This window comes from Cryptocyanus atlanticus LEGE 06306 (assembly GCF_056633155.1).
In genome coordinates this window covers 55259-75546 of sequence record NZ_JBSJOZ010000003.1, presented here as the reverse complement: position 1 = coordinate 75546, position 20288 = coordinate 55259, and the positions used below count along the sequence as shown (strand labels likewise).

Genomic DNA, 20288 nt, shown 5'->3' with positions numbered 1-20288 from the left:
GCCCAGTCGTTGCCGATGGCGCCTTCCCCCGTAATCTCCTTTGTCCCTCGGAGCGGAGTCCCGGTGGCCCATCGGCGCAGGCTCCACCAGCCCCTGATCTGCGGCTATTACGGCGAGCACAACCTGGGCGATGACGCCCTGCTCGAAGCGCTCCTGCAGCAACTGCCCCAGGGCTGCGATCCCCTCGTGACCGCCTTTGATCAGGCCGAGCTCTGGAGCCGCTGGCGGGTCCGCAGCTGTTCGCGGCGGTCACTGGCGGCCGTTCGGGCGGGGCTGCGGGGGTCCGATGCGCTCGTTCTCGGGGGCGGCAGCCTCCTGCAGGACGCCACCAGTTTCCGCAGCCTGCTCTACTACCTGGCGCTGATCCTCGAAGCCCGTCTCCGGGGCAAGCCGGTGTTCCTCTGGGGCCAGGGTCTGGGGCCCCTGCGGCGGCGGCGTAGCCGCTGGCTGGTCCGCTCGGTCTTGCCCCTCGTGCAGGGGATCGGCTGGAGGGATGCCGCCTCGGCGGCGCTGGCCGCCAGCTGGGGCGTGTCCGGAAGCCTCGGCAGTGATCCCGTCTGGTCGCTGCGCCGCTGCCCCTGGCACGGCCTGGGGGGGCCGATCGTGGTCTGCTGGCGAGCGACCCCCCTGCTGCAGGGTCCCGCCTGGACCCCCCTGTTGGAGGCGCTCGATGCGCTGGCCGCCAGCCAGGAGCGCGCGGTTCTCTGGTTGCCGGTTCACCGGGATCAGGACAGTGGGCTGCTGGAGGGGCTGAGGGCCCAGGGGCTGGTGCCGGCCCGCCTGCTCCAGCGCAGCCGGTCGGTCAGCGCCACCGATCCCGACCAGGCGATGGCCCTGTTCGCTTCAGCCGGTCTGGTGCTGGCGATGCGTCTGCACGCCCTGATCCTGGGCGCGCTGGGCGGTGCTCCGGTGGCGGCCCTCAGCTATGACCCGAAAGTGCGTGCCGCCGCCGAGGCACTCGGTTGCCCCTGCCTGGATCTGGTCTCCACTCGAGAGGACGTGAGCCGTCCCGATCCCAGCTGGGCCGCTGTTCTCGATCGGCCGCCCGATCCGCTCCGCCTGGAGCATCAGCGGACCCTGGCACGGGTCCATGCCGATCTGATCGGGCGCTGGTTCGGGTCCTGACGCCGCACTTGGAGGGGGTTCAGCTCTGGAGGCGCACCAGCTCGGCGAGCACCTCGCGGCCGTGACCCACGGGCCTTACGGCCACCCATCGCGCCCTGAGTCGGCCGGCCGGATCGATCAGAAAGGTGTGCCGCTGGGAGAACGGAGGAATCCAGGATCCGTAGCGTGCACTCACGCGGCCGCCCGGATCGGAGAGCAGGGGGAAGGCCAGACCCTCGCTGGCGCAGAAGGAGGCGTGGGCGTCGAGGGCATCGGCGCTCACGCCGGCCACTTCGGCGTTTCGGGCCCGGAAGCTGCTCAGTTCCTGTTGGAAGCCCCGGGCCTCCAGGGTGCAACCTCCCGTGAAATCCCGGGGATAGAAATACAGCACCAGCCAGCGGCTCCTGAACTCTCCCAGAGCCAGGGTTGCGGAGGTGGGCGGGTTGCGGAGGGCGCCGCGTCCGGATTCGGCGGGGGCCGGGATCAGGGCCGGCAGTCGAAAGTCCGGAGCGAGGGTCTCGAGTTCGGGTAGCTGGCCCCCCATGGCCCAGGCTGGCGGGACAGCGACGCCCCCGCAGGCGGTGCCCAGGCCGGCGAGAAGGCCGGCTTCAAGCAGGTGGCGACGGTTCAAGGGGAACCCGGAGAGGGAGCGAGCCGGATCCGGACCGGGTGCAGACCCCGCCCCTTCAATCCGGCGGATTCAGATCTTGGCCAGGTTGATGCCCAGTTCGCGGGCATAGACGCCCAGACCCTTCTTCTGGATGGTGCGCAGGGTGCGGGTGGCCACCCGCAGCTTCACCCAGCGCTTGCCCTCAGCCCACCACAGACGCCGTTCCTGCAGATTCACCTGCTGGAGCTTCTTGGTGCGCACATGGGAATGGCTGACGGCCATGCCGTTGTTGGCGCGCTTGCCGGTGAGTTGACAAACCCGGGACATGACTGCAATCGATGACTGTGAACAGGGACGAGGCCCAAGGGCCGATGGTACCAAAGTGGCCTGCGCTCAGAGGGCACGCGCCATTAGGCGTCCCATCAGATCGGCGTTGCGTTGCTGGAACCCGGCCAGTTCGTTGGGCTCCAGTCCCCCGACCGAGAGGCGGGCCATGTCATGCAGGTGGCGGCCCAACTCCGCCGCCAGCTGCTGGCTCGGTGATGGAGCTCCCCCGGTGGTGATCACCGAGCCCGCCGAGAGGGCCAGCAGACCCTCCACCAGCGGATGGCGGCGGTTGATCAGCAACACATGGTGCTCGGGCAGCCCCGGCAGTCGCTGCTCCATCAGGGCGCCCATGTCATTGAGCCGACGCATTTGCTCGGGCAGCAGGATCAGGGCTGCCGGGGCGTTGTCTCCCTTGAGCGCCTGCACCTGCACCGTGACGCGGTCGTTGCCGAGGGCCTGGCGGAACAGTTCCCGCAGCTTCTCGGAACTGTCCTTGCCGTCCGCATCGCTCAATTCACTCTCACTCTCCTTGAGGCTGTCGTCGAGTTCGGCGTCCACCCGCTGGAATCGCAGGTCGTCGTGGCGGGCCTCCAGCCAGGGCAGGAACTGGGCGTCGATCAGGGTGTCGGCCAGCAGCACCTCGGCCCCCTGGCCCCGCCAGAGGGCCAGGGGGCCGGCCTGGGCCGCCTCGTCCGTGCAGTAGAGGATTCTGGCGGCTGTCTCCGATGGAAGTCGGCTGCGATAGCCCGCCAGGGTGGTGTAGGCGCGATCGCCGCAGGCGATCGGATCGGGCGACACCGCCACCGCCGGCGCGGTGGTGCCGTACAGCACCAGATCGGCCACCTGGTCGGCGAACTTCTCGTCCTCCATCGCGCCGATCTTGATGAATGGAGCGATGCCCTCCCAGATCTCGGCGTAGCGGCCCGGGTCATCCCGGTGCAGCTCCTTGAGCCGGTCCCCCACCTTCTTGGCGACGAACCCACCGATCGAGCGGACCCGGCGGTCGGTCTGCAGGGCGCTGCGGCTCACGTTCAGGGGGATGTCGGGAGAATCGATCACACCCCGCAGGGGAAGCAGGTAGCGGGGCACCACCTCCTTGATCGAGTCACTGACGAACACCTGATTGCAGTAGAGCCGGATCTCCCCCTTCTCCCAGTCGGCTCGGCCGGTGATCTTCGGGAAGTAGAGAATGCCCTGCAGGGTATAGGGATAGTCGGTGTTGAGGTGGACCCAGAGCAGGGGATCACCCTGAAACGGATAGAGATAGCGGTAGAGAGCGATGTAGTCCTCGTCGCTGAGCTCACGGGCGCTCTTGCGCCAGGGGGCCTCCCTCCGGTTCACCGTTTCGCCCTCCAGCTGCACCTCCACCGGCAGGAAGTCGCAGTAAGTGGTGATCAGGGCGCGGAGCCGGGCCGGCTCCAGGTACTCGAGCTCCTCCTCCTGCAGGTGAAGGATCACATCGGTGCCCGCTTCGCTGCGCTCCCCGGCTTCGAGGCTGAAGTTGGGAGAGCCGTCGCAGCTCCAGCGGACGGCCTCCGCCTCGGGTCGGGCACTCAGGCTCACCAGTTCGACCCGGGAGGCCACCATGAAGCTGGAATAGAAACCCAGTCCGAAGTGGCCGATGATCGCATCATCTTCGCGTTTGTAGGCCTGCAGGAAGTCTTCCGCGCTGGAGAAGGCCACCTGGTTGATGTAGCGCTTCACCTCATCTGCGGTCATGCCGATGCCGTTGTCGCTCAGCGTGACCGTTCGGGCTTCCCGGTTGATCTGAACGCTGACGCGGCCCTCCGGGCCCTCGCTGCAATCGCCGGCCATGGCCGCCATGCGGCGCTTGCTGATGGCATCCACCCCATTGCTGACGAGCTCCCGGAGGAACACTTCATGGCCGGAATAAACGGCCTTCTTGATGATCGGGAAGATGTTCTCGGTGTGGATCTGAATCTGGCCCTGTTCTTCCAGCACCGCCATGACGTCGTTGTTCCTGAATCGGGATGGGGTGACCCTAGAGGTCCCCTGCGCCCGGCTCAAGCGGGGTCAGGGTGGGGTCTCCGAACCTGGCGCACCACCGGATGAGGTCGGCGTCCGGCGTTCAGCCGCCCCGCTGGAGGTCGGGACGTTCCTCCGGAAGGATCGCTCCCGCGACCGGGCAGACCTGGAGACAGATGCCGCAGTCGATGCAGGTGTCGAAATCGATCCAGTAATAGCCCGTTCCCTTGGCATTGGCCCCGGGGCCCGGATGGATGCAGGCCACCGGGCAGGCATCGACGCAATCGGAGACGCCCTCGCAGATGTCGGTGACGATGCTGTGGGCCATGGATCTGGGGCGGCGCGAGCCCTTCGATCCTAGAAATGCCCGCCGCCCCCCAGTCCATCGGCCTCCACCCACACCAGCTGGGAGGAGCCCCGCCGCTCGGCCTCCTCCAGCGCCTGGGTGCGCCCACCGCAGGGATCGGGCAGCAGCTCGGCGGCTTCGCCGCGGGCATGGAGAACTCCCAGCCGCTCCAGGGCCGCTGCCAGCGCCCCGGGTTGGCTGTAGGCCACCAGCACGGGGCTGGTCTGGGCCGCTCCGCCGCCCGGTTGGGGCAGCAGATTGCGGATCGCCTCGATCGTGAAGCCGAAGCCCACCCCCGCTGCAACGGTGGGATCGGCGCCGAACCGCCCCACCAGGGCGTCGTAGCGCCCCCCACTGGCGATCTCTAGCGGCGCCTCTTCTCCCTGACAGACGAGTTTGAGCACGATGCCGTCATAGAGGTCGAAATGGGGCTGAAAACTGGGATCGAGCTGCACGGCGATGCCCAGACGCTCCGCCGTGGGGGCCACCGTGGCCAGGGCGATGGCGAGTCCCTCCAACAGCGGGCTGGCCCCCAGTTGCCGGCGCAGCTCGTCCAGAACCGGCCCGGGCTGGCCCCGCAACCGCATCAGCGCCTGCAGTCGCCTCCGCTCCTTCTCGGCCAGGGGGAGGTCCGCCAGGGCCAGCCGGTCGAACCCGGTGAGTCCCTGGCGACAGGCGGTGCGGTGGGCGCTGGGGAGCCGGTCGAGCAGGGCGGAGAGCACTCCGTGGTGCCCCACCAGCAGACGGAGCTGATGGCGACCCTGGAGACCCAGGGCCTCGCAGCAGGCCAGCAGCAGCCCCATGAGCTCGGCATCGGCGGAGGCGGAGTGCACCCCCAGCAGCTCCACGCCGCTCTGGCGCTGTTCGCTGATCCGCTGGCCGCCACCGTCTCCGGTGAACGTGCGAAAGGTGCTGCCTTCGGCCCAGAGGCGCAGGGGCCTGGGCCGGCCAGCCAGGCGGGTGCAGGCCGCCCGGGCGATCGGGGCCGTGAGCTCCGGGCGCAGGCCGAGGGGCTCATCAGCAGCCAGGCGCAGCACCTCGCGGGCCGCGATCGACCCGCCGGCCTCGAGGGTGTCGATCCGCTCCACCGTGGGGGGGGCCACTTCCTGGTAGCCCCAGAGCCGGTAGACCCCCGCCAGTCGCTGGCAGAGGCGGCGCTCGTGATCCACCTGGCGAGGGTGGAGATCCCTGGCTCCGGCGGCGGGTTGCAGGGCCATGGGACTGGGGGGGACGGGCTGGACTGGGCAGGATCCTATGGAGCGGTCCGCTGGGGGATCAGACCTCCAGTTCCGGGGCGCCGAAGAGGGCCCCCGGCAGGGGGCGGCAGCGGGCCAGCCCCTCCACCAGGTCCGGCAGCAGGGCTGGCCCGCAGGCGATCAGGCGACCCTCGCTCAACTGCAGGGGGCCGCCGTCGTAGCGGCTCACCACACCGCCCGCCTGCTCGACCAGCACCACTCCCGCGGCCAGATCCCAGGGGGAGAGTCCCCGTTCCCAGTAGCCATCGAGCCGGCCAGAGGCCACATAGGCCAGATCCATTGAGGCCGCGCCTCCCCTCCGCACCCCGCGGCTGCGGTGGGTGAACCAGCAGAACTCGGCGTAGTTCGTGTCGGGCTGGGTGTGGCGGTCATAGGCGAAGCCGGTGACCAGCAGGGACGCGGCGAGATCGGTGCAGGGGCTCACCTCGAGGCGGCGGTCGTTGCACCAGGCCCCCAGCTGGGGCGCTGCCCAGTAGTGCTCGTCGCTGGCCGGGGCGCTGATGGCCCCCAGCAGGGGCGCCCCCTTCCAGGTCAGACCCACCGAGGTGGAGAAGAAGGGATAGGCGTGGGCGTAGTTGGTGGTGCCATCGAGGGGATCCACGCACCATTCCAGGGCTGATCCGGTGTCGCGCCGGCCGCTTTCCTCCGCCACGACCCCGAGCGCCGGGGTCTCGGCCTCCAGCACGGCCAGGACGGCGGCCTCGGCCGCCAGGTCCGCCTCGGTGACCAGATCCCCTGAGCGGCCCTTCTCACGGATGTTCACCAGCCGCCCCTCGTGGCGGCGTAGCTGATCGGCGCCGGCCTCCGCGGCCCGCCTGGCCACATCCAGGAGATGCCGCAGTTCGGAGGGGTGGAGGGCGGAGGCACTCAGGGCCTGATCGGAGAGGCTGCCCGGTCGTCCGGCGGTGTTCAGCATCGGATCACGATCCAGCAGGGCGGGAGGGAGGGGTTCACCTGGGTCACTCCTCCTCGATCGGCAGGCCGGGACGCACCTTGCCACGGCCGAAATGGCGACCGAACTGCTGCTCGTAGACCTCGTCCTCGTCCTGGGTTTCCACCTCCAGGGGGCCGATCGCCCGGGCCACGCAGAGCAGGCCATAGCCCTTCCCCCTCAGCTCCCGCGAGAGACCCAGCGCTTCGCGGTGGTCGATCTCGCCGGAGATCACCCGCACGGCACAGCTAGTGCAGCAGCCATTGCGGCAGCTGAAGGGCAAGGGTTCCCCCTGCCGTTCGAAGCTGCGCAGGATGTACTCACCTTCCGGCACATCCAGCTGGATCACCCGCTGCTGTTGGCGCCAGTGCACCGTGATTGGAAAGCGTCGTGTCATCGCGAAGCGGGGGGTTGGCGTCGATGGCCTACTGCTACATTGCCATCTGCCCCGCGACAGCCGCTGGAGAGGTGGCCGAGTGGTCGAAGGCGCAGCACTGGAAATGCTGTATAGGGGCAACTCTATCGAGGGTTCGAATCCCTCCCTCTCCGCTTCCAATGACAAAGCCGGCTGCTAAAGCCGGCTTTTTTATTGGGTTTTTCCACTGGAGTGTGAGTCGGGGGGCTAGGGAACACTGTCAAGGACGGGGCAGAGCCGATTCCGTCAGCCGAATCGCCCGGTCACATAGTCCTGGGTGGCCTGCTGATTGGGCGCATTGAAAATGCGTTCGGTGTCATTGAATTCCACCAGGTAGCCCACTTTTCCACTGCCCCCCTCGATGGCTTCCGCGTTATAGAATGCTGTGAGATCGGAAACCCTGACAGCCTGTTGCATGTTGTGGGTCACGATCACGATGGTGTAGCTCTTCTTGAGCTCATGCATCATTTCTTCGATCTTCAGGGTGGAGATCGGATCGAGGGCTGAGCAGGGCTCATCCATCAGGATCACCTCCGGTTCCACGGCGATCGCCCGGGCGATGCAGAGCCGCTGCTGCTGGCCGCCCGAGAGGGCATTTCCGCTTTCCTTGAGTTTGTCCTTGGTTTCATCCCAGATGGCCGCCTTGCGCAGGGAGCGCTCCACCAGCTCATCCATGTCTCCCTTGTAGCCGTTGATGCGGGCACCGAAGGCGATGTTCTCGTAGATCGACTTGGGGAAGGGGTTGGGCTTCTGGAAGACCATGCCGATGCGCCGTCGCACTTCCACCGGATCCACATCCCTGGCGTAGATGTCCTGCCCATCGAAGATGACTCGCCCCCTGAGGCTGCAGCCCTCGATCAGATCGTTCATCCGGTTGAGGGCCCGCAGCACGGTGGACTTGCCGCAGCCGGAGGGGCCGATGAAAGCGGTGACCTTGTTGCGGGGGATCTCCAGGTAGACATCCTTGACCGCTTCGAAGCTGCCGTAGCTGATCGTGACGTTCTCCAGGGACAGGCACCTGGTCTCGGTGGAGGTGGATCTGGAGGTGGCGAGGGTGGCGGTCATGGTGGGGCTTGTGCAGGAGGTGGTGGGGCGGATCCGGTGGACGGGAACGATCAGTGGGCGGCGAAGCGCCTCAGCCAGCGGGCCAGCAGGTTGGCCCCCAGGATGAGCACCACCAGCACGAAGGAGGCGGCCCAGGCCAGGGCGTTCTGGGCTTCGAAAGGCATGATTGCGAAGTTGAAGATCAGCACCGACATGGTGGCGATCGGATTGAAGACACCTTCCGGCCAGAAGGGAGAGAACAGGGCCGTGAAGATCAGCGGGGCCGTCTCACCGGCGGCCCGGGCGATACCCAGAACCACCCCGGTGGCGATGGGGGTGAACGCGCTCGGCAGGGTGATGCGGGTGATGGTGACGAACTTGGAGGCCCCGACTCCGATGGCGCCCCAGCTGAGTTCCTGGGGCACCAGCTTCAGTCCTTCATCCGTGGTCTTGATCACGGTGGGGAGCATCAGCACCGCCAGGGCGATGCCCCCGGCCGCCGCGGAATAGGACTGGCCGAAGAAGATCCTGGTGGCCACGACCACTCCGTAGACGAACACTCCGCAGATGATCGAGGGGACCCCTGCCAGAATGTCGTTGCCGAACCGGATGAAACGGGAGAACCAGCCCTTGCTGGAGTATTCAGCCAGGTAGATGCCCCCACCAACTCCGACCGGAATGGCGATCAGGGCCGCAATCAGGGTGACCAGCAGGGTGCCGAGGATGGCGTTGCCGATGCCGCCGCCCTCCAGGCCGGGTGCCGGAGGGAGTTGGGTGAACAGGCTGACGCTGATCAGCCGTCCTCCCTGGATGAGCACATAGATCAGAACGAGGAAAAGCGGCAGGACCGCAATCAGGCTGAACAGGGTGGCGATTCCCGTGAACAACTTGTCGCGCCGGTTGCGCATCAGGGCCGGATTGAAGCGCAGTGACCTGGCCGGCATGGAGGGGAGCAGGGTATCCATGGGGGGAGGGTCAATAGCGAAGGCTGAAGGTCCGGACAATCCACTGGGCGATCACGTTGACCGTGAAGGTGAGGATCATCAGGATGAGAGCGGCATAAAGCAGGGCTGAGACCTGCACCCCATCAGCTTCTCCGAACTGGTTCGCCAGCATGGCCGAGATCGTGTTTCCTGGAGCCAGAAGCGACCAGCTGAAGTTCATCGAATTGCCGATGATCATGGTGACGGCCATGGTTTCTCCCATGGCCCGTCCCAGCGCCAGCATGATGCCGCCGATGATGGAGGAGAGCGCGGCGGGCAGGATCACGTTGAAGATCGCGATCCAACGGGTGCTGCCCACCCCGTAGGCCCCCTGCCGCAGTTCCTGGGGGACCTGATTGAGGGCGTCGCGAGAGATGGCCGTGATGATCGGCAGAATCATCACGACCAGAATCAGAATCGCCGGTGCCATCCCGGGACCCTGGGGCTCGCTGCTGAACAGGGGAAACCAGCCGAGCTTCTGATGGAGCAGGCTCAGAAAAGGCCTCAGGATCGGCTCCATCACAAAGATGGCCCAGAGGCCCAGCACCACGGAGGGAATGGCGGCCAGCAGTTCCACCATCACCCCGATCACCTCGCGGATGTTGCGCGGAATCAGGTTCTCGGTGATGAAGATCGCGGTGCCGAGTCCGAGCGGCACAGCGATCATCAGAGCCAGCAGGGAGGACACCAGCGTGCCGTAGATGGCGGTGAAGGCCCCGTACTGATTATTGACGGGATTCCAGGCCGAGGTGGTCAGGAAGGACAGTCCGAAGGTGGCCATTGCCTCCCGGGCGCCGTCGAACACCGTCAGGAAGATGCCGAGCAGCACGATGGCCACCACGGAGGCCAGGGCAATGGTGAGATTGCGGAAACCCACATCGACGAGCCGTTCGGACGGAGGACGACGTCGCAGAGTGAATAGATCCTGGGGCTGGGTGGCTGTCATCGATTGGCTGAGGCGGGAGTTGACATGGGCACGCCTCTTGTCCCCGGGCTGGCGAAATCTAGGGTTGGCCCCCGGCCCCCACCACTAAGAACGCATTAACACCCGCCGGCTCTCCACGTCCGCCAGGCCCCCGTCCGGGCTGCTGCGGGGCGGTGGAGCCGGTAGTTTGGGTCTTCCCTTCGAGGCTGCATGGGGCGGATCGTCGGCATCGATCTCGGCACCACCAACTCCGTGGTGGCGGTGCTGGAGGGCGGCCGTCCCCAGGTGATCGCCAATGCGGAAGGGGGACGGACCACCCCGTCGGTGGTGGGGTTCAGCCGCGACCAGGAGCTGCTGGTCGGCCAGCTCGCCCGCCGCCAGCTGGTGCTCAATCCCCGCAACACCTTCGCGAACCTGAAGCGCTTCGTGGGACGCAGCTGGGACGAGCTCGATGAGGGCAGCCTGACGGTGCCCTATGCCGTTCGCGCCAACGAGCAGGGCAATGTGCGGGTGATCTGCCCCGTCACGGAGCGGGAGTATGCGCCGGAGGAACTGCTGGCCACGATCCTGCGCAAGCTGATCGATGATGCCTCCACCTATCTGGGCGAGCCGGTGGAGGCGGCGGTGATCACCGTTCCCGCCTACTTCAACGATGCACAGCGCCAGGCCACCCGGGACGCGGGCCGGCTGGCGGGGATCGCGGTCGAGCGCATCCTCAACGAACCCACGGCGGCTGCCCTGGCCTACGGCTTCGATCGAAGTGCCGTTCGCCAGGTGCTGGTCTTCGATCTGGGGGGTGGCACCTTTGATGTGTCGGTACTGCGCATCGCCAACGGCGTCTTCGACGTCAAGGCCACCAGCGGTGACACCCAGCTGGGCGGGAACGACTGGGACCGTCGCATCGTCGACTGGCTGGCCGAAGGCTTCGAGAAGCGGCACGGCATCGATCTGCGCCGAGACCGGCAGGCCCTCCAGCGCCTGACCGAAGCCGCCGAAAAGGCCAAACAGGAGCTGTCCGGAGTCACCACCACCCCGATCTCCCTGCCGTTCATCGCCACCGGCCCCGAAGGGCCCCTGCACATCGAAACCAGCCTGGAGCGCCGGGGGTTCGAAGCGCTCTGCCCCGATCTGCTCGACCGCCTGTTGCGGCCGGTTCAACGGGCGATGCGGGATTCGGGGCTCAGCGCCGAGGACATCGATGACGTGGTGCTGGTGGGCGGCGGCACGCGGATGCCGATGGTGCAGGAGATGGTACGGACCCTGGTCCCCCGCGAACCCTGCCAGTCGGTGAACCCCGACGAAGTGGTGGCGATCGGAGCGGCGGTGCAGGCCGGCATCCTCACCGGGGATCTGCGCGATCTGATGCTGAACGACGTCTCCCCGCTCTCGCTCGGCCTGGAGACGATCGGTGGCGTCATGAAGGTCCTGATACCGCGCAACACCCCGATCCCCGTGCGCCGCTCGGATGTGTTCAGCACCTCCGAGGCGAATCAGTCGGCGGTGGAGGTCCATGTGCTGCAGGGGGAGCGCCAGATGGCTGTCGACAACAAATCCCTGGGCCGCTTCCGCCTCTCGGGCATCCCGCCGGCCCCCCGGGGGGTTCCCCAGGTGCAGGTCTCCTTCGACATCGATGCCAATGGCCTGCTGCAGGTGTCCGCCGCGGATCGCACCACCGGCCGGGTGCAGAGCGTGACGATCCAGGGGGGCTCCAACCTCAGCGAGGAGGAGATCCAGACGCTGCTGGAGGAAGCGGAACGCAAGGCCGTGGATGATCGCCGCCGGCGGGCCGAGGTGGACCGGCGCAACCGGGCCCAGACCCTGGTGGCCCAGGCCGAGCGTCGCCTGCGGGACGCGGCCCTGGAGCTGGGTCCCTATGGCGCCGAGCGTCAGCAGCGGTCGGTGGAGATGGCCCTGCGGGAGGTGCAGGACCTCAGCGATGGCCAGGATCCCGCCGAGCTGGAGCTGGCTGTCAGCCAGCTCCAGGAAGCGCTCTACGGCCTGAACCGTCGCCTGATCAGCGAGCGGAAGAGCGAGGCCGGTCCGCTGCAGGGGCTGAAGAACACGCTGGGTTCGCTCAAGGACGACCTGTTCTCCGACGATGAGGACTGGGATGACTGGGATCGGAACCGGGCTGAGCCGTCGGACCGCTGGGGCGAGGGTCGCGATCCCTGGGACCGCCGGGCTCTGGGGAGTGCCGGTCTGGGGAGCGGTGGTCTGGATCGTTTCGACCGGGGCGGCTACGCCCCCAGGCCGCCGGAGGCCGAACGGCAACCGGCCGATCCCCGGCGCGACGCACGGGGGTGGTCGGGGTCAGCCGTGACCGACCGGTACCCCAGCGACCGCAACCGGTACCCCAGCGACCGCGACCCACACGACTGGGTGGAACGCCGGCCGGAGCCGCGGGACACGGGGGCCACGGGTTCAGCCCCCTCCCGGGCTCCCGTCCGGACTCCGGACCCGCCGCCGAGCCGCGGCCGCGCCGGCACGGACGATCCCTGGGCCGAGGACTGAACCCGGTGACCCGCAGCGCCTCCTCTCCGGTGGGCTCCGATTACTGGGCCGTTCTGGCCCTGCCCCCCGGGGCCGATGCCCTCGCCCTCAAGCGGGCCTTCCGGGAGCAGGCCCGACGCTGGCATCCCGATCTCAACGGGAACGATCCCGTGGCCGAGGAGCGCTTCAAGCAGGTCAATGAGGCCTATGCCGTGCTCTCCGACCCGGTCCGGCGGCGGGCCTGGGAAACCGGGCTGGATCCCCTGGGGTCCCGTTTCGAGCGTGGAGATCCCTTCGCCAGCGGTTTCCCCCGCTTCGAGGAGTATCTCGAGGCCCTGCTCGGCCGGCGCCAGCGTCCGGCCCCGGAGCCTGCCGCCTCCCCGCGGCCGGAGGAGGGGCCGGCTGTGGACTCCGGGCCCGAGCGGGGATGGTCGGAGCCGCCGCCCGCCGAGGTCACCCATGCCCCGCCGGCCCCGGCCCCGGTCCGGGCGGCGGAGGACCTCGAGACCATGGTGGCGCTCACCCCGGAGCAGGCCCTCGCCGGCACACGGCTGGAGTTTGAACTGGCGGACGGCACGGCGGTGGAGCTCTGGACACCGCCCCTGGCCGGGGATGGCTGGCGGCTGCGGCTGGCGGGGGTGGCCCCGGGGGGTGGGGACCATTTCCTGCAGCTGCGGGTCCGGACGGAGGACGGTCTGCGGATCGACGGTCTGCGGGTGCTCTTCGATCTGGAGGTTTCCCCCGCCGAGGCAGCCCTGGGCTGTCGGGTGGTGGTGCCGACCCTGGAGGGTCGCGTCCAGCTGCGGGTGCCGCCGGGATCCTCCAGTGGCCGCCTGCTGCGCCTGCGGGGCCGGGGACTGGCCCTGGGGGAGCGACACGGCGATCAGCTGGTGGAGGTGCGCATCGTGGTGCCCGAGCATCTGAGTGAGGCGGAGGCCGCGCTGTACCGCCGGCTGGAGGAGCTGGCCGCGGAGAGCTCGGACGCGGCCGACTAGGGGCCTCTGGCTCGAAGGGATCGGCCGGCGACCCGGCCGGGGATGACACACTGACCGGCGTGGCGCTGGTTCCTCCCTATGCCCGTCCATGTGCTTCTGTTCGAAGCCGGCACCGACAATGAAGGCATCCATTCGCTGGAACTCAGCGGGCGCACCGTCGTGCTGCTCTTCGAGGACCGCGACGACGCCGAGCGCTATGCGGGGCTGCTCGAAGCCCAGGATTTTCCTGTCCCCACGGTGGAGGCGATCGAGCGGGAGGAGATGGAACTCTTCTGCGCCCAGGCGGGGTATGAGGCCCGTTTCGTCGCCGTCGGGTTCCTGCCCAGTTCCGCCGAGGACCGGCTGCTGATCGCCCCCCCCGAGCGGAACATGGATCTCACCGGTTGGAAGGAGGAGGCCGCCGCTGCCGGGGCCACCGTCGATCAGGCCACGGAGGATGTTGCGGGCGGCGAGAACGACGAGCTCGAAGCCTTCCGTCGCCGCCTGGAGGGCCTGCTGTGAGGGGGCCGCAACCGGATGGAGCGGCCGATCGCGGCCACCTGCTCACTGAGCAGGCCAATCCGGCCAGCGCCTCCCTCGATCAGCTGAGCCCCTCCGACCTGGTGATGCTGTTCTGCCGCGAGGATGAGAAGGCCCTGCTGGCCATGGAGGCGGCCGCCCCGGCCCTGGCCGCGGCCGTCGAGGCGATCAGTGACCGCCTGCGCCAGGGCGGGCGCCTCTTCTACCTGGGGGCCGGCACCTCCGGTCGGCTCGGGGTCCTCGATGCCGCGGAATGCCCCCCCACGTTCTGCACGCCCCCCGAACTCGTGCAGGGCGTGCTGGCCGGAGGGGCTCCGGCCCTGCTGCGCAGTTCCGAAGGCCTGGAGGACCTGCCCGAGGCCGGTCGAGCCGATCTGGAGAGCCGCGGTTTCGGCCCCGGCGATGCCCTGGTGGGCATCGCCGCGGGCGGCACCACCCCCTATGTGCACGGCGGCCTGGGCCATGCCCGCGCCCTCGGCGCCCTGGCGATCGCCATGGCCTGCGTGCCCGTCGAGCAGGCTCCGATGCCCTGCGACATCGACATCCGCCTGCTCACCGGACCGGAGCTCCTGACCGGCTCCACCCGGCTCAAGGCCGGCACAGCCACCAAGTTGGCGCTCAACATCCTCTCCACCGGCGTGATGGTGCGGCTGGGCAAGGTGTTCGGTAATCGGATGGTGGATGTGGCAGTCAGCAACAGCAAGCTGGAGGATCGGGCCCTGCGGATCCTGCGGGATCTGGCCGGTGTGGACCGGCTGCGGGGATCCCAGCTGCTCAGCGCCGCCGGAGGGTCCGTCAAGCTGGCCCTGCTGATGGCCGCCTCGGGCCTGGATGGAGCGGCAGCGGCAGCGGCGCTTCAGGAGGCGAACGGCCTGCTGCGACCCGCCCTGGAGCGACTGGGAGTCGGACTGGGGAGCGACCCTCAGCCCACGGTGGCTTCGAAGGGGCCCCAGTAGGGGGTGGTGAACAGATCCAACCTTCGCCGGGTTTGCGGCGGCACCTGATCCATCGGGGTCATCAGGGCGCTGCGCAGGGCGGTGTGGGCGCTGCTGAGCGGTCGCTGGGCTCCGATCCGCTCGGCGGCCACTTTGACGACCTGCTGGGCCAGGGCGGCGTTGGCCCGCAGGTTGTCGAGCACCAGATCCACCGTCACAGAGGCATGGTCATCGTGCCAGCAGTCGTAGTCGGTCACCATGGCCAGGGTGGCGTAGGCGATCTCCGCCTCCCGGGCCAGCCGGGCTTCGCTGTGGTTGGTCATGCCGATCACCGAGCAGCCCCAGGTGCGGTAGAGATTCGATTCGGCTCGGGTGGAGAAGGCCGGTCCCTCCATGCAGAGGTAGGTGCCGCTGCGGTGCAGTTGCCGGCCGGGGGGCATCAGGCTTTCCGCCACATCGGAGAGCAGGCGACTGAGGCTGGGGCAGAAGGGGTCGGCGATTCCCACATGGGCCACCGCCCCCTGGCCGAAGAAACTGAGCGGCCGTTGATGGGTGCGGTCGATGAACTGATCGGGCACCAGCATGTCGAGAGGCCGCAGCGGCTCCTGCAGGGAACCCACGGCCGAGCAGGAGAGGATCCAGCGGACCCCGAGCGACCGCAGGGCCCAGAGGTTGGCCCGGTAGGGCACCTCGGTGGGGGAGTGGGTGTGATGCCGGCCGTGGCGGGCCAGAAACACCACCTCCAGATCGCCGATGCGCCCCAGCCGCAAGCTGTCGGAGGGGGGGCCGAAGGGGGTGTCGAGAACGACCTCTTCGCACGCGTCCAGACCCTCCATGGCGTACAGGCCACTGCCGCCGAGCACACCCAGCCGGGCTTGGCTCAGGTCGGGGCCGGGGCGCGAGGAGGTGGGAGCGCTGCTCATGAACGGAAGGCAGGGCGGTGCCGGCCCGCGGGGGGGAGACCCCCGGGGCCGGGGCCTGTTCTACCCGAGAGTCGATACAGTCCGCCTTTGCCGCCGCGCCCATGACACGAGCCCTGATGGAGACCGATGCCGGCACCGTGGACATCGAGTTGTTCGACGCCGATGCCCCCGACACGGTGGCGAACTTCGTGAAACTGGTCGAATCGGGCTTCTACGATGGGCTGGCCTTCCACCGTGTCATCGACGGGTTCATGGCCCAGGGGGGCTGCCCCAACACCCGCCCCGGCGCCGGCGGCATGGCCGGCACCGGCGGTCCTGGGTACCAGATCGCCTGCGAGATCAACCCCCGCAAGCACCAGGCCGGCACCCTCTCGATGGCCCATGCCGGCAAGAACACCGGCGGCAGTCAGTTCTTCCTCTGCCATGACGCCCAGCCCCATCTCGATGGGGTGCACACCGTCTTCGGACAGGCCTCCAACGTGGACGTGGTGCTGGCGATCCGCAAGGGCACCCGGATCAACAAGGTGAGCATCGTCGCCTGACGGTTCCGGGATCAGTCCCAGTGCAGGTAGGCGTCGGGCTGGAGAGGCAGGAGAGGCGCCCCCTGGCCCAGTTCGGCCAGGGGGCGCCGCCCGGCCTCCAGACCTCCGCTCGGATGGGTGCTGCGCTGGGCGTCAGGCGCCAGCAGCAGTCGCACGGCACGGGTGCCGGGCCAGGCCGCGATCTGGCCCAGCGCTGCCGTCAAATCGCTCTGGGTCAGCCCCCGACCCTCGCCGGGTGCCAGCAGGAGAGCCAGTTCGGGCTGGCCGAGCAGGGCCAGCAGCCGCGGGTGCTCCTCCCGTTTCAGCTCCAGTCCGCGGTCGTGGGCCCACGTTCGCAGGTCGCCCCAATGCTCGGCTTCGGCCCGCTCCGGCTGGATGCCCTCGCCGGACCAGGCGAGAACGGCGGTGGGTCCGCCCAGGCCGGCCGACTCCCGGTCGGCCTGGGCCTGCATCAGGTGGCCGAGCTTGGTCTGCTTGGTGTGCAGATAGGCGGCGTTATGCTGGCCGGGATCCATCACCAGGGGCACCCGGTCCTCCACCTGGAGTCCGTACCCCCCGAGGCCGGCGATCTTGCGGGGGTTGTTGGTGATCAGCCGCAGTCGGTGGACCCCCAGATCACTGAGGATCTGGGCCCCCACGCCGTAGTTGCGCAGGTCGGCGGGAAAGCCGAGCCGTTCGTTGGCCTCCACCGTGTCGAGGCCCCCGTCCTGGAGGCTGTAGGCCCGGAGCTTGTTGATCAGCCCGATGCCTCGACCCTCCTGACGCAGGTACACCACCACCCCCTCGCCGGCGGTTTCGATCATGCGCAGGGCCGCCTCCAGCTGGGAGCGGCAGTCGCAGCGGAGCGAGCCGAACGCGTCACCGGTGAGGCATTCCGAATGCACCCGCACCAGCACCGGCCCGCTGAGGCGCTCCGGATGGCCCTTCACGATGGCGACGTGTTCACTGCCATCGAGTTCATTGCGATAGCCGATCGCCCGGAAGGTGCCGAAGGCGCTGGGCATCAGGGCCTCGGCCTGGCGCCGCACGAACCGCTCGGTGTCGAGCCGGTAGCCGATCAGGTCGGCGATGGAGATCAGGCGGAGCCCGTGCTGAGCGGCGTACCGCGCCAGCTGGGGCAGCCGGGCCATCGACCCGTCGGCGTTCTGGATCTCGCAGATCACCCCCGCTGGGTACAGCCCGGAGAGGCGGGCCAGATCGACCGCCGCTTCGGTGTGGCCGGCGCGCTTGAGAACCCCGCCCTGGCGGGCCCGCAGCGGGAAAATGTGCCCGGGCCGGCGCAGATCAGCCGGGCGGGTGCGCGGGTGAATCGCCACCTGGATCGTGCGGGCCCGGTCTTCGGCGGAGATGCCGGTGGTGACGCCGTTCTCCGGCCCGGCATCCACGCTGACGGTGAAGGCGGTCTGGTTGCTGTCGGTGTTGCGATCCACCATCAGCGGCAGTTCGAGCCCATCGAGGCGCTCGCCCTCCATGGCCAGGCAGATCAGGCCCCGCGCTTCGGTGGCCATGAAATTGATCTGCTCGGGGGTGGCGAACTGGGCGGCGCAGATCAGGTCCCCCTCGTTCTCCCGGTTCTCATCGTCGACCACCACGATCAACTCGCCATTGCGAATGGCCGCCAGGGCATCGGCGATCGCATCGAATCGGATCGACCCGGGAGCCGGGCCTGGGCCGCGCTCGGGTGGGGGCGGGGCAATCAGGCTGGAAGGGAGGGTCAGGGGAGTGGATCGTGTGGGATCCATTCTCTCTCAGCCTCGGCTGGAGCGTGATCGGGCGTGGAGACGCCCGGTACGATCGTCGCCTGCACACCCTCCGGCATGGTCAGCGCCCCAGCAGCCCAGCCTGTCACTGCGTCGCGTGTCGCGGTGATCGGAGCGAGCGGCTACGGCGGCCTCCAAACCCTACGCCTGCTGCAGGATCACCCCCATTTCAGGGTCACCTATCTCGGTGGCGAGCGCAGTGCGGGCCAACGCTGGAGCGACCTGGTGCCGTTCCTGCCGCTGCCGGGGGATCCCATCGTCCAGGCGCCCACGGCGGCGGCCATCGCCGCCGCCGCGGATCTGGCCCTGCTCAGTCTTCCCAATGGCCTGGCCTCCGGCCTCGTGCCGGCTCTGCTGGAGCGTGGGGTGCGGGTGGTGGATCTCTCCGCCGACTACCGCTACCGCTCCCTGGCCCAGTGGAACACGGTTTATGCCAGCGAGGCCTCCCGGCTGGCCCGCACCGACCAGGCCCTCTGTCAGGAGGCGGTCTACGGACTGGTGGAGTGGGACGAGGCCCGCATCGCCCGCGCCCGCCTGGTGGCCGCACCGGGGTGCTTCCCCACCGCCAGCCTGCTGCCGCTGGTTCCCTTTCTCAAACAGGGGCTGATCGATCCCAGCGGCATCGTCATTGACGCGAAGACCGGCACCTCCGGCGGGGGACGGGCCGCCAAGGAGGCCCTGCTGCTGGCGGAAGCCGCCGAGTCGGTGGTTCCCTACGGAGTGGTGGGGCACCGCCACACCAGCGAGATCGAGCAGATGGCCAGCCTGGTGGTGGGCCAGCCGATCCAGCTCCAGTTCACCCCCCACCTGATGCCGATGGTGCGTGGATTGCTGGCCACCGTGTATGGCCGGCTGCGCGATCCGGGCCTCACCGCCGACGACTGCACCACCCTGCTGGAGGCGGCCTACCGGCACAGCCCCTGCGTGGCGGTCCTGCCGGTGGGCACCTACCCCGCCACCAAATGGGTGCGCCAGACGAACCGTGCCCTGCTCGCCGTCCAGGTGGATCCGCGAACCGGACAGCTGATCCTGATGAGCGCCATCGACAATCTGATCAAGGGTCAGGCGGGCCAGGGGGTGCAGTGTCTCAACCTGCTGGCCGGCCTCCCCGCGGGCACGGGGCTCCCGCTGCTCCCCTTCTACCCCTGAGCCGTCCGCACCAGCCCCAGTCGTGCTGCCGCCAGCCGCACCGCCAGGGGCAGGATCCGATGCTCCTGGTGCTGGATCCGGGCCGCCAGGCTGGCCTCGTCGTCACCGCCGAGCACCGGCACCGCCGCCTGCACCAGGATCGGACCTGCGTCCAGCTCGGCCGTCACCAGATGGGCGGTGCAGCCGGTGAGGGTGACCCCGGCTGTGAGGGCCTGGGCCACGGCGTGCTGGCCCCGGAAGCTGGGCAGCAGGGAGGGATGGATATTCACCAGCCGGCCGGCGAAGGCCTCAAGCAGCACGGGGGTGACGATCCGCATCCAGCCCGCCATCACCACCAGATCAACCCCGGCGGCCTGAAAGGAGCCGACCAGGGCGCTGTCGTGGTCTTCCCGGCGCCGGTGGAGGCGGTGATCCAGCACCTGGCAGGCCACCCCCAGTCGTTCGGCCCGTCGCCGGGCGCCGCAGCCGGGGTTGTTCACCACCAGCAGCTCCACCCGGCCCGGCCCCATGCCGTCCAGGGTCCCCTGGCGGAAAGCCGTGACGAGGGCCTCGAAGTTCGTGCCCTGGCCCGAGGCCATCACCCCCAGCCGCAGCGGGGCAGGGGGTTCGGGGCCAGGCTGTGGCAACGGCCACTGGATGCTGCAGGCTGGATCGCTAGGGTCATTCCCAGCAGGAAGCGCTGACCCAGCGGGAAACGGCTCATGTCCCATCTCTCCATCCTGCCCACCGTCATCCGCGATCTCGAGGCTCTGGCCGCGGCCCTGACCGATCTGGGCTGCCGTCCCCGCCGCGGCGGGTCCCTCTCCGGCTTCGCCGGCGAGCAGACCGACGTTGACCTCCAGGTGGAGCTGGAGCCGGGTCAGCCGCTGGGCTGGCGCCGCCAGCGGGATGGTTCCCTCGCCCTGGTGGGTGATCTGCAGAGGCTCAGCCGTTCGGCCCGGTTGCCGGCCTTCCTCGGCCGGCTCACCCGCCGCTACGCCGCGCGCAAGGCTCTCCAGGATGCCACCCTGCAGCTGCCGACGGCCCGGTTCGACCTCATCTGCTGATC

Annotated in this window: 21 protein-coding genes and 1 tRNA gene; 9 read left to right on the top strand and 13 right to left on the bottom strand. The window is 68.9% G+C overall.

The window, feature by feature from the left end:
* Positions 1-63 precede the first annotated feature (63 nt).
* The gene (csaB, locus tag ACWJI7_RS04600; RefSeq protein ID WP_479935776.1) at positions 64-1125 is read left to right on the top strand and encodes a polysaccharide pyruvyl transferase CsaB; all 1062 of its coding nucleotides are present in this window, start codon (positions 64-66) and stop codon (positions 1123-1125) included.
* A gap of 19 nt (positions 1126-1144) precedes the next feature.
* On the opposite strand, the gene ACWJI7_RS04595 is transcribed toward csaB, so the two are convergent.
* The 7 genes from ACWJI7_RS04595 to ACWJI7_RS04565 form a co-directional block, all read right to left on the bottom strand.
* Entirely contained in the window at positions 1145-1735 is a 591-nt protein-coding gene (locus tag ACWJI7_RS04595) for a peroxiredoxin (RefSeq protein WP_479935775.1), read from the bottom strand.
* A gap of 69 nt (positions 1736-1804) precedes the next feature.
* The gene (gene rpmB, locus ACWJI7_RS04590) at positions 1805-2041 is read right to left on the bottom strand and encodes a 50S ribosomal protein L28 (protein ID WP_479935774.1); all 237 of its coding nucleotides are present in this window, start codon (positions 2039-2041) and stop codon (positions 1805-1807) included.
* A 66-nt stretch (positions 2042-2107) separates the two neighbouring features.
* Positions 2108-4009, bottom strand: a complete 1902-nt coding sequence (htpG, locus tag ACWJI7_RS04585) for a molecular chaperone HtpG (RefSeq protein WP_479935772.1) — start codon at positions 4007-4009, stop codon at positions 2108-2110.
* 121 nt (positions 4010-4130) lie between these two features.
* Complete coding sequence (locus tag ACWJI7_RS04580; protein ID WP_479935770.1) at positions 4131-4355, bottom strand: indolepyruvate ferredoxin oxidoreductase subunit alpha; 225 nt, start codon at positions 4353-4355, stop codon at positions 4131-4133.
* A gap of 29 nt (positions 4356-4384) precedes the next feature.
* The gene (locus ACWJI7_RS04575) at positions 4385-5590 is read right to left on the bottom strand and encodes an ATP phosphoribosyltransferase regulatory subunit (RefSeq protein WP_479935768.1); all 1206 of its coding nucleotides are present in this window, start codon (positions 5588-5590) and stop codon (positions 4385-4387) included.
* 58 nt (positions 5591-5648) lie between these two features.
* Complete coding sequence (locus tag ACWJI7_RS04570; RefSeq protein WP_479935766.1) at positions 5649-6545, bottom strand: inositol monophosphatase family protein; 897 nt, start codon at positions 6543-6545, stop codon at positions 5649-5651.
* A gap of 43 nt (positions 6546-6588) precedes the next feature.
* Positions 6589-6957: a 2Fe-2S iron-sulfur cluster-binding protein gene (locus ACWJI7_RS04565; RefSeq protein ID WP_479935764.1), complete on the bottom strand. Its 369-nt coding sequence runs from the start codon at positions 6955-6957 to the stop codon at positions 6589-6591.
* Between the two features lie 65 nt (positions 6958-7022).
* On the opposite strand from ACWJI7_RS04565, the gene ACWJI7_RS04560 reads away from it, so the two are divergent.
* Positions 7023-7109: transfer RNA gene (locus tag ACWJI7_RS04560), tRNA-Ser, on the top strand.
* Positions 7110-7221: 112 nt separating this feature from the next.
* On the opposite strand, the gene pstB is transcribed toward ACWJI7_RS04560, so the two are convergent.
* Genes pstB through pstC form a run of 3 tightly spaced genes read right to left on the bottom strand, consistent with a single transcriptional unit; the run spans position 7222 to position 9948 of the window.
* Complete coding sequence (gene pstB / locus ACWJI7_RS04555) at positions 7222-8040, bottom strand: phosphate ABC transporter ATP-binding protein PstB (RefSeq protein WP_479935762.1); 819 nt, start codon at positions 8038-8040, stop codon at positions 7222-7224.
* A 50-nt stretch (positions 8041-8090) separates the two neighbouring features.
* Positions 8091-8984, bottom strand: a complete 894-nt coding sequence (pstA, locus tag ACWJI7_RS04550; protein ID WP_479935760.1) for a phosphate ABC transporter permease PstA — start codon at positions 8982-8984, stop codon at positions 8091-8093.
* Between the two features lie 10 nt (positions 8985-8994).
* Positions 8995-9948 carry a phosphate ABC transporter permease subunit PstC gene (pstC, locus tag ACWJI7_RS04545; protein ID WP_479935758.1) on the bottom strand — a complete coding sequence of 318 codons (954 nt, stop codon included), beginning with the start codon at positions 9946-9948 and terminating at the stop codon, positions 8995-8997.
* A 189-nt stretch (positions 9949-10137) separates the two neighbouring features.
* Here pstC and dnaK point away from each other — a divergent pair, with 189 nt between their 5' ends.
* From dnaK to murQ, 4 genes are all read left to right on the top strand, one after another.
* Entirely contained in the window at positions 10138-12438 is a 2301-nt protein-coding gene (gene dnaK, locus ACWJI7_RS04540) for a molecular chaperone DnaK (protein ID WP_479935756.1), read from the top strand.
* 5 nt (positions 12439-12443) lie between these two features.
* On the top strand, positions 12444-13412 hold the full coding sequence (locus ACWJI7_RS04535) for a DnaJ C-terminal domain-containing protein (RefSeq protein ID WP_479935755.1): 969 nt from the start codon (positions 12444-12446) through the stop codon (positions 13410-13412).
* Positions 13413-13490: 78 nt separating this feature from the next.
* Positions 13491-13913 (top strand): DUF3110 domain-containing protein, encoded by a 423-nt coding sequence (locus tag ACWJI7_RS04530; protein ID WP_479935753.1) that lies wholly within the window; start codon positions 13491-13493, stop codon positions 13911-13913.
* Positions 13910-14887, top strand: a complete 978-nt coding sequence (gene murQ, locus ACWJI7_RS04525; protein WP_479935751.1) for an N-acetylmuramic acid 6-phosphate etherase — start codon at positions 13910-13912, stop codon at positions 14885-14887. The genes ACWJI7_RS04530 and murQ overlap by 4 nt, the downstream gene beginning before the upstream one ends.
* Here murQ and mtnP read toward each other — a convergent pair.
* Entirely contained in the window at positions 14854-15789 is a 936-nt protein-coding gene (mtnP, locus tag ACWJI7_RS04520; RefSeq protein WP_479935749.1) for an S-methyl-5'-thioadenosine phosphorylase, read from the bottom strand. The genes murQ and mtnP overlap by 34 nt on opposite strands.
* 101 nt (positions 15790-15890) lie before the next feature.
* On the opposite strand from mtnP, the gene ACWJI7_RS04515 reads away from it, so the two are divergent.
* Complete coding sequence (locus ACWJI7_RS04515; RefSeq protein ID WP_479935747.1) at positions 15891-16331, top strand: peptidylprolyl isomerase; 441 nt, start codon at positions 15891-15893, stop codon at positions 16329-16331.
* Between the two features lie 11 nt (positions 16332-16342).
* Here ACWJI7_RS04515 and ribBA read toward each other — a convergent pair whose 3' ends face one another.
* Positions 16343-18073: a bifunctional 3,4-dihydroxy-2-butanone-4-phosphate synthase/GTP cyclohydrolase II gene (gene ribBA, locus ACWJI7_RS04510; protein WP_479935745.1), complete on the bottom strand. Its 1731-nt coding sequence runs from the start codon at positions 18071-18073 to the stop codon at positions 16343-16345.
* Between the two features lie 75 nt (positions 18074-18148).
* Here ribBA and argC point away from each other — a divergent pair, with 75 nt between their 5' ends.
* Complete coding sequence (gene argC / locus ACWJI7_RS04505; RefSeq protein ID WP_479936004.1) at positions 18149-19240, top strand: N-acetyl-gamma-glutamyl-phosphate reductase; 1092 nt, start codon at positions 18149-18151, stop codon at positions 19238-19240.
* Here argC and purN read toward each other — a convergent pair.
* Positions 19231-19950 carry a phosphoribosylglycinamide formyltransferase gene (gene purN / locus ACWJI7_RS04500; protein WP_479935743.1) on the bottom strand — a complete coding sequence of 240 codons (720 nt, stop codon included), beginning with the start codon at positions 19948-19950 and terminating at the stop codon, positions 19231-19233. The two genes, argC and purN, sit on opposite strands and share 10 nt — an antisense overlap.
* On the opposite strand from purN, the gene ACWJI7_RS04495 reads away from it, so the two are divergent.
* A complete protein-coding gene (locus tag ACWJI7_RS04495) occupies positions 19942-20286 on the top strand; it encodes a DUF1257 domain-containing protein (protein WP_479935742.1) in 345 nt (114 codons plus the stop codon). The genes purN and ACWJI7_RS04495 overlap by 9 nt on opposite strands.
* The last annotated feature ends 2 nt before the right edge of the window (positions 20287-20288 follow it).

Excerpts from the sequence above, each read along its gene's own strand:
- dnaK (WP_479935756.1), top strand. The coding sequence starts at position 10,138 with ATGGGGCGGATCGTCGGCATCGATCTCGGCACCACCAACTCCGTGGTG.
- pstA (WP_479935760.1), bottom strand. The coding sequence starts at position 8,984 with ATGGATACCCTGCTCCCCTCCATGCCGGCCAGGTCACTGCGCTTCAAT.
- ACWJI7_RS04580 (WP_479935770.1), bottom strand. The coding sequence starts at position 4,355 with ATGGCCCACAGCATCGTCACCGACATCTGCGAGGGCGTCTCCGATTGC.
- purN (WP_479935743.1), bottom strand. The coding sequence starts at position 19,950 with ATGGGACATGAGCCGTTTCCCGCTGGGTCAGCGCTTCCTGCTGGGAAT.
- argC (WP_479936004.1), top strand. The coding sequence starts at position 18,149 with ATGGTCAGCGCCCCAGCAGCCCAGCCTGTCACTGCGTCGCGTGTCGCG.
- ACWJI7_RS04495 (WP_479935742.1), top strand. The coding sequence starts at position 19,942 with ATGTCCCATCTCTCCATCCTGCCCACCGTCATCCGCGATCTCGAGGCT.
- pstB (WP_479935762.1), bottom strand. The coding sequence starts at position 8,040 with ATGACCGCCACCCTCGCCACCTCCAGATCCACCTCCACCGAGACCAGG.
- ACWJI7_RS04565 (WP_479935764.1), bottom strand. The coding sequence starts at position 6,957 with ATGACACGACGCTTTCCAATCACGGTGCACTGGCGCCAACAGCAGCGG.
- pstC (WP_479935758.1), bottom strand. The coding sequence starts at position 9,948 with ATGACAGCCACCCAGCCCCAGGATCTATTCACTCTGCGACGTCGTCCT.
- ribBA (WP_479935745.1), bottom strand. The coding sequence starts at position 18,073 with ATGGATCCCACACGATCCACTCCCCTGACCCTCCCTTCCAGCCTGATT.
- ACWJI7_RS04515 (WP_479935747.1), top strand. The coding sequence starts at position 15,891 with ATGACACGAGCCCTGATGGAGACCGATGCCGGCACCGTGGACATCGAG.
- htpG (WP_479935772.1), bottom strand. The coding sequence starts at position 4,009 with ATGGCGGTGCTGGAAGAACAGGGCCAGATTCAGATCCACACCGAGAAC.
- mtnP (WP_479935749.1), bottom strand. The coding sequence starts at position 15,789 with ATGAGCAGCGCTCCCACCTCCTCGCGCCCCGGCCCCGACCTGAGCCAA.
- rpmB (WP_479935774.1), bottom strand. The coding sequence starts at position 2,041 with ATGTCCCGGGTTTGTCAACTCACCGGCAAGCGCGCCAACAACGGCATG.
- ACWJI7_RS04570 (WP_479935766.1), bottom strand. The coding sequence starts at position 6,545 with ATGCTGAACACCGCCGGACGACCGGGCAGCCTCTCCGATCAGGCCCTG.
- ACWJI7_RS04575 (WP_479935768.1), bottom strand. The coding sequence starts at position 5,590 with ATGGCCCTGCAACCCGCCGCCGGAGCCAGGGATCTCCACCCTCGCCAG.
- ACWJI7_RS04530 (WP_479935753.1), top strand. The coding sequence starts at position 13,491 with ATGCCCGTCCATGTGCTTCTGTTCGAAGCCGGCACCGACAATGAAGGC.